We start from the raw sequence: 6,727 nt of genomic DNA, 5'->3' as shown, positions 1-6,727 counted from the left end.
CATCAAGCACGACAAGCGCCGCTACAAACGACGCAACAGGATCGAGATCATGTTCGGTCGGCTGAAGGACTGGCGCAGGGTTGCTACCCGCTATGACCGGTGCCCAAAGGTCTTCCTCTCAGCAATCGCACTCGCCGCAACCGTCATGTTCTGGCTATGAATGGAGAACGAGTCCTGACCCTAGGAGAAGAGTATGACGAAGAAAGCCTTGATCACTGGCATCACCGGCCAGGACGGCAGCTATCTGGCAGAATTTCTGCTGGAGAAAGGCTACGAGGTGCATGGGATCAAGCGGCGCGCATCGCTGTTCAACACGCAGCGGATCGATCATATCTATCAGGATCCGCATAGCAATCATCAGCGGCTCAAGCTGCATTATGGGGATCTGACCGACAGCTCGAACCTGACGCGGATTCTGTCAGAGGTGCAGCCAGATGAGGTCTACAACCTTGGCGCGCAGAGCCATGTCGCGGTGAGTTTTGAGGCGCCCGAATACACAGCCGATGTTGATGGAATGGGCACGCTGCGTCTGCTTGAGGCTATCCGGTTTCTGGGATTGGAGCAGAAGACGCGGTTTTATCAGGCGTCCACATCAGAGTTATATGGGCTAGTGCAGGAAATCCCACAGCGCGAGACCACACCGTTTCATCCTCGAAGCCCCTATGCGGTAGCGAAGCTTTATGCCTATTGGATTTGTGTGAATTACCGCGAAGCCTATGGGATGTATGCCTGCAATGGCATCTTGTTCAATCATGAGAGCCCGCGCCGCGGTGAGACATTCGTGACCCGCAAGATCACCCGCGGGCTTGCCAATATCGCGCAGGGGCTGGAGCCCTGCCTGTATATGGGCAATATCGACAGCCTGCGTGACTGGGGCCATGCGATGGATTATGTGCGCATGCAGTGGATGATGCTGCAGCAGGATGTGCCCGAGGATTTCGTCATCGCCACCGGCGTGCAGTATTCGGTGCGCGAATTCATCACCTGGTCAGCGCGCGAGCTGGGGATAGAGCTGGCGTTTTCCGGCGAAGGTGTGGACGAGGTGGCTAAGGTTGTCTCGGTGGCAGGCGACAAGGCGCCGGCGGTGAAGCCGGGGGATGTGATCATGCGGATCGACCCACGCTATTTCCGCCCGGCCGAAGTTGAGACCCTGCTGGGCGATCCGGCCAAGGCCAAGGAGAAGCTGGGCTGGGAGCCAGAAATTACCGCGCAAGAGATGTGCGCCGAAATGGTCGCCGAAGATCTGAAGACCGCCAAACGCCATGCGTTGCTCAGGCAGCATGGCATGGATATGCCGGTGGCGCTGGAGGGGTGAACGCATGACACGCATCCATATCGCTGGGCACCGCGGCATGGTGGGCGGCGCCATCCTGCGCCGGTTGCAGGACCGCAAGGCGGCGGGTGAGGCGCTTGACCTCATCACCCGCACCCATGCCGAGCTGGATCTGACCGATCAGGCCGCCGTGCGGTCCTTCATGCAGACCGAAGAGCCCGATATCGTGATCCTTGCTGCCGCAAAGGTAGGCGGCATTCATGCCAATAACACCTATCCAGCAGATTTCATTTACAAAAACCTGATGATCGAATGCAATGTGATTCATCAGGCTTTCGTCGCCGGAGTCACGCGCCTGCTGCAGCTGGGCTCGTCCTGCATCTACCCCCGGGCCGTGCCGCAACCGATGCGCGAGGATGCGCTTCTGACCGGGGTGCTGGAGCCCACGAACGAACCCTACGCCATCGCCAAGATCGCCGGGATCAAGCTGTGCGAAAGCTACAACCGGCAGCATGGCACCGATTACCGCTCGGTCATGCCGACCAATCTTTATGGGCCCGGTGACAATTTCCACCCGGAAAACTCCCACGTCCTGCCCGCCTTGATCAGACGCTTTCAGGAGGCGGTTGAGCAGGGGGTGGGCAGCGTGACCATCTGGGGCACCGGTGAGCCGCGCCGCGAATTTTTACATGTAGATGACATGGCCGAAGCCAGCCTATACGTGCTGGACCTGCCCAAAGAGGCATATGACGCCAATACAGAACCCATGCTCAGCCACATCAACGTTGGCAGCGGAGCCGATATCACGATCCTCGATCTGGCGCATCTTGTCGCCCGGACAGTGGGTTTCAAGGGCGAGATCAAGTTGGACCCGAGCAAGCCCGATGGCACGATGCGCAAGCTGATGGATGTCTCACGTCTTGAGCGGATGGGCTGGAAGGCCCGGATTTCGCTGGAGGATGGGGTGCGCGATGCCTGGCGCTGGTATATGGACCATCGCGAAACCGCGCGTGTCTGACAGTCAAAGGGATATTAAGATGACCATTCATATTCATCCGCTTCTTCTCTGCGGTGGCTCGGGCACCCGGCTTTGGCCCCTGTCGCGCAAGTCTTACCCCAAGCAATTCGCCAAGATCACGGGCCATGATAGTCTGTTCCAGCAGGCCGCGACCCGGCTTTCTGGCGAGGGTTTTGCACCGCCCACCGTGGTCACCGGCAATGATTTCCGTTTCATCGTCCTGGAACAACTCGCTGCCAAAGAGATTAACTCTCGCGCAGTCCTGATCGAGCCCGAAGGGCGCAACACGGCCCCTGCCGTGCTCGCCGCAGCGCTGGTCCTGGCCGAGCAAGATCCGAAGGCACTGATGCTCGTGGCACCATCGGATCATGTCATCCCAGATGCAGCGGCGTTCCGCGCAGCCGTACAGGCTGCAGCCTCGCGCGCACAGGCGGGTGATCTGATCACCTTCGGAATCACGCCCACGCGGTCCGAGACCGGTTATGGCTATCTGGAACTGGCAGTAGATGCGGATGCAGTGGCCACCACGCCGCAAACATTGGTGCGTTTTGTCGAAAAGCCCGATGCCGCGCGGGCGGCCGACATGCTGGCCTCGGGCAATTTCCTGTGGAATGCGGGAATCTTCCTATTCACGGCCGAAAGCCTGATCGCGGCCTTCCGGGCCCATGCTCCAGATGTGCTGGGGCCAGTGGAAGCTGCAGTGCGAGAAGCACACTCCGATCTGGGCTTCACCCGGCTGGCCCCCGGCCCTTGGGCGGGCGTGCCCGACATCTCGATCGATTACGCGATCATGGAGCGCGCGTCCAATCTCGCGGTGATGCCCTATAGCGCGGGCTGGTCGGATCTGGGCGGCTGGGATGCAGTCTGGCAGGAAACCGGTCCTGATGAATCGGGCAATGTGACCTCAAGCCATGCAACCGCTATAGACTGCACCGACACCCTGCTGCGGTCAGAGAATGCGCGTGTCGAACTTGTGGGCATTGGACTTGCCGACATCATCGCGGTGGCAACATCGGATGCCGTGCTGGTCGCCCATAAATCGCAGGCGCAGCGTGTAAAAGAGGCCGTGGCAGCGCTGAAGGAAAAGGGCGCCATGCAGGCCACGCAGTTCCCCGTTGATCATCGACCTTGGGGCTGGTTCGAAAGCTTGGTGGTGGGTAACCGGTTTCAGGTGAAGCGCATCCATGTGCATCCTGGCGCCGCGCTATCGCTACAAAGTCATCATCACCGGTCTGAGCATTGGATCGTCGTTGAGGGTACGGCAAAAGTCACCATCGATGACAAGGCTCAGCTGATCAGCGAAAATCAGTCGGTCTATATCCCACTTGGCGCGGTTCACCGGATGGAAAACCCGGGCAAGGTGCCGATGGTGCTGATCGAGGTGCAGACCGGCAGTTATCTGGGCGAGGATGACATCATCCGCTACGAGGATGTCTATGCGCGCGGACAGGGGGCCAAGGGATGAAGCCTCAAGGCGTCAGAAAGATCGTTGTGGTCGGGATCGGTTATGTAGGTCTCTCGAATGCGGCACTCATTGCAAAGAACCATCATGTAACGGCCGTAGACATATCGCCTGAGCGTGTCGACATGCTCAATTCCGGACGCTCTCCGATTTTGGACCGTGAATTAGAAGCGCTTCTGGTCGAGGGAAGGCTCCAGCTACATGCAACGACCGATCTTTCAGCTGCGCTGCTCGGCGCCGACTTTGTAGTGATCGCAACTCCAACGAATTACGACCCCAAAACCAATCATTTCGATACAGGCTCTGTCGAAGCAGTTGCGCATGCTGTTACGCGAGAAGCGCCTGAAGCAACGATTGTGATCAAGTCAACGATTCCTGTTGGCTTCATGGAGAAATTGCGCGCGGCAACAGGCAATTCCAATATCATTTTCAGCCCTGAATTTCTTCGAGAGGGTCGCGCGCTCTACGATAATCTCCATCCCAGCCGGATTATCGTGGGCGATACATCTGAAAGGGCACGCCGCTTTGCTGATCTGATGCTCGAAGGCGCACGTGACAAGGACGTGCCGATCCTTTTCATGTCGCCATCAGAGGCAGAAGCGGTCAAGCTGTTTTCGAACACATATTTGGCAATGCGCGTGGCCTTTTTCAATGAACTTGATAGCTACGCCATCGCCAACGGGATGGAAGCGCGCAGCATTATCGAGGGTGTGTGCCTCGATCCGAGGATCGGGGGGCAATACAACAATCCCTCCTTCGGCTACGGTGGCTATTGTCTGCCCAAGGATACCAAGCAGTTATTGGCGAATTATGCGCATGTGCCACAAAATCTGATCGCGGCAATTGTTGATGCAAACCGTACCCGGAAGGATTTTTTGGCAGAGCAGATTCTGCTGCGTCACCCCAAAAACAGTGGGAATCTACCGTCTGGTGATGAAAGCAGGATCAGATAATTTCCGACAATCCTCGGCCCAAGGTATCATGAAGCGCCTGAAGGCCAAAGGGGTTGATGTGATTGTCTATGAACCTGTGATGGCTGAGGAGACCTTCTTTGGATCACAGGTGATCCGCGATCTCGAGGCATTCAAACAAGAAGCCGACATCATCGTTGCCAACCGGATTACCGCAGATATCGCGGATGTCACAGAAAAAACCTATTCGCGCGATCTCTTTGGAGCAGATTGACATGAGCCTGACTTGCTTCAAAGCCTACGATATTCGCGGGAGGCTCGGCGTCGATCTGGATGAGGGCATCGCCCATCGCATCGGGCGGGGCTTTGCGCGGGCGCTGGGGGCGCGGCGCGTGGTGCTGGGACGCGATTGCCGCGCCTCATCCGAAGCGCTGGCGTACGCGGTGGCCGAGGCACTGGTCGCTAAGGGTGTCGAGGTCCTTGATCTGGGCCTGTCTGGCACGGAAGAGATGTATTTCGCCACGTCGCATTTCGTCGCCGATGGCGGGATCTGCGTCACCGCTTCGCATAACCCGATGGATTACAACGGGATGAAAATGGTGCGCGCAGGATCAGCACCGCTGGATGCCAAAACCGGCTTGGCAAACATCCGCGCGTTGGCCGAGGCCGATGATTTCGGCCCTGCGCGCCCAGGTGGCAGCCTGCATGATGTGGCTACCGAGGCGCGCGCAGCCTATGTGGAGCGGGTGTTGTCCTTTGTCGATATCGATGCACTGAAGCCGCTAAAGATCTTGGTCAATGCCGGCAATGGTGCAGCGGGGCCGACTTTTGACGCGATTGCCGATGCGCTTGCCGCGCGTGGCGCGCCGCTGCGCTTTATCCGCATGCACCATGACCCCGATGGCAGTTTTCCCAATGGCATCCCCAATCCGCTGTTGCCGGAAAACCAACCCCCAACCGCCGAAGCCGTACGGGCGGCAGGCGCCGATCTCGGTGTGGCCTGGGATGGCGATTTTGACCGTTGCTTCTTTTTCGACCACGAAGGTGATTTCATTGCGGGCGAATACCTCGTGGGCCTGCTGTCCGACATGTTTCTGGCAAAGGAACCCGGTGCCACCATCATCCACGATCCGCGCGTGATCTGGAACACGTTGGATGTGGTGGAGCCCGCAGGCGGAAAAGCTGTGCAATCGCGCACCGGCCACGCCTTCATCAAGCAGGCAATGCGCGACCATGGTGCGATCTATGGCGGCGAGATGTCAGCGCATCATTATTTCCGCGATTTCTGCCATTGCGACAGCGGCATGATCCCATGGCTGATGATTGCGGAACTGGTCAGCCGGAAGGGCGCGCTACGCGATCTGGTTGCAGAACGCCGGGCAGCTTTTCCGTCTTCTGGCGAGATCAACTTCGTGCTCGACGACGTGCCAGTCGGTGTCGCGCGGGTTCGTGCCGCATTTGAACCCGAGGCGAAAGGCATCGATGAAACTGACGGGCTGAGCCTTGATATGGGTGCATGGCGCTTCAACCTGCGCGCCTCGAACACCGAGCCCGTTTTACGATTGAATGTTGAAACGCGTGGCGATGCGGCGCTTTTGGCAGAGCGTGTTGCGCGGCTGCGAGCGTTGGTGGAAGGTTGAATTTCGCCAAAAGAACAAAACATAAACATTTAGCCCGTAGTTTATCGGCCACAAACCTTGTAACTCACGCCGTCGCGCAAAGGCCGGTCTAGCCAAAACCGCCATGCAGGATCACGATCAACTCAAGACCGCCACATGACTCGGCGTGTAGCTGAAGCGGTACTGCCAGCCTGCAGGCACTATCGCGCTCGCACTGACCCCATAGCGTGCAACAGCAGCGTTCACCCAGCCACCGCCCGGCGCGGCGACGGACAGAAAACACTGGGACGAGGATGTGGGTAACCATCCGGCGTGAGCCGCGGTCAGGCGGCCTTGACGCTGGCTGCGGGGGCGGCCCAGTTCCACGGGAGCAGTCCTGGCAGCCGTGATACGGGCATGTCGGAGATGCGGGCGATGACGTCGGCGAGCCATGCCTGCGGGTCG

At 58.7% G+C, this 6,727-nt stretch carries 6 protein-coding genes and 1 pseudogene; 6 read left to right on the top strand and 1 reads right to left on the bottom strand.

The features are described 5' to 3' along the window. From ACTIEN_RS21605 to ACTIEN_RS21580, 6 genes and pseudogenes are all read left to right on the top strand, one after another. A partial coding sequence (locus ACTIEN_RS21605; protein ID WP_439525214.1) for a transposase occupies positions 1–160 on the top strand: 160 nt, incomplete at its 5' end. Between the two features lie 33 nt (positions 161–193). Then, the gene (gmd, locus tag ACTIEN_RS21600) at positions 194–1,315 is read left to right on the top strand and encodes a GDP-mannose 4,6-dehydratase (protein ID WP_439525212.1); all 1,122 of its coding nucleotides are present in this window, start codon (positions 194–196) and stop codon (positions 1,313–1,315) included. A 4-nt stretch (positions 1,316–1,319) separates the two neighbouring features. Further along, a complete protein-coding gene (fcl, locus tag ACTIEN_RS21595) occupies positions 1,320–2,291 on the top strand; it encodes a GDP-L-fucose synthase (RefSeq protein ID WP_439525211.1) in 972 nt (323 codons plus the stop codon). A 19-nt stretch (positions 2,292–2,310) separates the two neighbouring features. Then, positions 2,311–3,756, top strand: coding sequence for a mannose-1-phosphate guanylyltransferase/mannose-6-phosphate isomerase (locus ACTIEN_RS21590; protein ID WP_439525210.1), 1,446 nt, complete (start codon positions 2,311–2,313; stop codon positions 3,754–3,756). Further along, positions 3,753–4,938, top strand: a pseudogene (locus tag ACTIEN_RS21585) (nucleotide sugar dehydrogenase). The gene ACTIEN_RS21590 and the pseudogene ACTIEN_RS21585 overlap by 4 nt, the downstream one beginning before the upstream one ends. A gap of 1 nt (position 4,939) precedes the next feature. Next, entirely contained in the window at positions 4,940–6,304 is a 1,365-nt protein-coding gene (locus tag ACTIEN_RS21580) for a phosphomannomutase (protein ID WP_439525209.1), read from the top strand. Positions 6,305–6,606: 302 nt separating this feature from the next. Here ACTIEN_RS21580 and ACTIEN_RS21575 read toward each other — a convergent pair. Next, positions 6,607–6,727: transposase domain-containing protein (locus tag ACTIEN_RS21575; RefSeq protein WP_439525213.1), on the bottom strand; the 121-nt coding region annotated here is incomplete at its 5' end.

Origin of the sequence: Marivita sp. (assembly GCF_051859345.1) — a bacterium.
GTDB lineage: Bacteria > Pseudomonadota > Alphaproteobacteria > Rhodobacterales > Rhodobacteraceae > Marivita.
This window is presented reverse-complemented; position numbering and strand designations above follow the sequence as displayed.